The organism is Brevundimonas sp. (genome assembly GCF_032017145.1).
Taxonomy (GTDB): domain Bacteria; phylum Pseudomonadota; class Alphaproteobacteria; order Caulobacterales; family Caulobacteraceae; genus Brevundimonas.
In genome coordinates this window covers 1-2,089 of sequence record NZ_DALZQC010000208.1, presented here as the reverse complement: position 1 = coordinate 2,089, position 2,089 = coordinate 1, and the positions used below count along the sequence as shown (strand labels likewise).

2 pseudogenes are annotated in these 2,089 nt (G+C 70.5%); both read left to right on the top strand.

Annotation, left to right across the window (positions count from 1 at the left end):
* Nucleotides 1-1,697 (top strand): annotated as a pseudogene (locus RTU05_RS17990) (transcriptional regulator); the annotation flags it as partial.
* A gap of 81 nt (nucleotides 1,698-1,778) precedes the next feature.
* Nucleotides 1,779-2,089, top strand: a pseudogene (locus RTU05_RS17985) (hypothetical protein); the annotation flags it as partial.

Genomic DNA, 2,089 nt, shown 5'->3' with positions numbered 1-2,089 from the left:
GCGCCAGCGCGCCGGCGCCGGACGGCGCGATCTGGGTGGTCGCCGACCTGACCCAGGGCGCCGCCAACCAGCCGATCAAGGGCGCCCGCGACGTGGCCCTGCTGAAATACGATTCCGGCGGAAACCTGCTCCAGACCAAGCTGCTGGGCGCCGCATCGACCGCGAACGGCTTCTCCATCGCGGTGGACGCCGACGGCCGGGTCGCGGTGGCGGGGTCCGTCACGGGGGCGCTGGAGCCGGGCAAGAGCGGCGACGTCGCCAACACCGCCGACAGTTTCGTCACCGTCTTCGACGACGACGGCAAGGAGTTGTGGACCCAGCGACGCGGCGCCAAGGCGGCGGACGAGGCGACCGAGGTCAGCTTCGGCGCGGACGGCATGGTCTATGTCGCCGGGCGCTCCAAGTCCGCCATGCCGGGCCAGTCGGCCCTGGGCGGCTGGGATTCCTATCTTCAGACGTTCCAGGAAAAGCCGGCCAAGATCAACGGCCCGGACGTCGGGGTGAACGTCTCGACGCTTCAGTTCGGCACCGATGGCGACGATTCCGTCCAGGCCATGACGGTGTCGGGGTCCGACATCTACACCGCAGGGGTCGAGGACGGACGCGCCATCGTGCGCCGCTTCACCCTGGACGGGGCCGGCGTGCCGACCCTGGCGGCGACGCGCGACCTGGGGCTGGCCAGCGGCTCCATCGCCGGGATCTCGGTCGAGGCCGGCCAGGTCGTGCTGACGGGACAGACGGACAATCCCGCCCTGGACATCGGCGCGGTGACCAACGCCCACGCCGGCGGGACCGACGTCTTCGTGGCCAGGCTGTCGACCGATCTGCAATCGGCCGCCGGCGACCGGCTGACCTATTTCGGCGGGTCCGGCAATGACACCGCCGCCGACGTCAAGATCAAGGACGGCAAGGTCTGGATCACCGGCACGAACCGCGACGCGGGCGCCGCAAAGACAGATCCGACTAGGGCCTATCTGGCGCGGCTGGACCTGGCCACCGGCGCCGTCGAATACAATCAGACCTGGCGCGGGGAGGGCGACCAGGTCACCCCGACCAGCCTCAGCATCGTCTCCGGCGGCGCCAGCGTTCTGGACCGGCTGGGCCTGCCGCAGGGCGAGATCATGCAGGCGGACTCCAAGCTGCTGACCGTGGCCACATCGGCGCGTGTCGGCGATCAGTTCAGCATCTCCCCGGCCGGCGGAGGGCGCGCCGTCGCCGTGACGATCGAGGCCAAGGATACGCTGGACACCCTGGCCAAGAAGATCATGACGGCCTCCAACCGCCAGCTGAAGGCCACCGTCATCACCGATTCGCGCGTCGTGCCGCCGGTGCAGCGTCTCCAGATCGTGGCCGCCGACAACAAGGACGGCGCCGTCATCTCGGCCGGGGCGGTGGGCAAGGACGCCTTGGCGGCGCTGGGTCTGTCGCCCGGCTTCGTCGGCAAGACAGGCGACAAGTCGGCCAAGACCTATGGGCTGAACCTGCCCAACACCCTGAACCTGAACGACCCGGCCGGCATCAAGGCCGCCATCGACGCCCTGGCCCAGGCCATGACGGCGGTGCGTTCGGCCTATCGGTCGCTGGGGCCGCAGACGGCGCCGACGACCAACACCCAGACGGGCGGCGGCTCCTCCACCGCCTATCAGCAGACCCAGGCCGCCAACTTCCAGGCCGCCCTGAACCGCCTGACGGCGTGACGCCGCGCAAGCGCGCCCAAGGCGGTTGACGCCCGGCTCGCGCTTGGCCTTATTGGCCTTCCCTTCAGCGAAAGCCCGTTCATGGCCCTTCCGAAAGACAACCGCGTCATCCTGGCGGTCGGCGCCGGCGTGGTGATCGTCGCCGCCGTCGTGCTGGCCCTGATCTTCACCGGCGGCGACAAGCCGACCGAGGCGCCGCCGGCGTCCAAGGGCGGGCTGGTGGTCAATCTGGCCGAGGCGCCCAGTCTGGAGCCGACGCGCGAACTCCGCTGCTTCGTCGATGGCCAATTCGTGGGTATGGCGACCCTGGCCGACTGCGCGCGCCGCAACGGCCTGGCGACGGACGCGCTCGACGTCGGGCTGGATTCGACCGGCGCCCTGGCCGCCGCGCC